The sequence below is a fragment of the Myxococcus sp. AB025B genome (assembly GCF_006518215.1).
Lineage (GTDB): Bacteria > Myxococcota > Myxococcia > Myxococcales > Myxococcaceae > Myxococcus > Myxococcus fulvus.
In genome coordinates, this window is record NZ_SRLW01000753.1 from 1 (window position 1) to 395 (window position 395).

A 395-nucleotide genomic window follows, 5' to 3' on the forward strand; every position below is an offset into this window, starting at 1 on the left:
GGCACGCCCAGCGCAGCCGCGGCGCATTGGCGTGTGTGGTCATCGGGCGTGGCGCCGATGCCGCCGGTGCAGAACACCACGTCATCGCTGGCGAACGTCCGCTTGAGTACGTTCGTGATGCGCGCTGGCTCGTCGCCGACGTACTCGGCCCATTCCAACGCCAGGCCGCGCTCGCCCAGCACTTCGATCAGCTTGCGCAGGTGTTTGTCTTCGCGGCGGCCGGAGAGAATCTCGTCGCCGATGATGATCATGCCGAAAGCCATGTCAGTTCCGATGGTTTCTGATTATTCGCGAGGCAGTTCGATGGTCGTGACCTCGATGACGCTGGCCTCGACCATACGCGCAGGCGGCGCTTCGGCTCGCAGACGCGTCAGCGCACGCAAGCAGAAATGTCC

The 395-nt window shown here is 64.3% G+C and carries 1 protein-coding gene; it reads right to left on the minus strand.

The window, feature by feature from the left end; all coding sequences use genetic code 11:
* Window positions 1-263 (minus strand): molybdopterin-binding protein (locus FL311_RS43810; protein WP_141333613.1); only part of this gene is annotated, 263 nt, incomplete at its 3' end.
* Window positions 264-395: the final 132 nt, after the last annotated feature.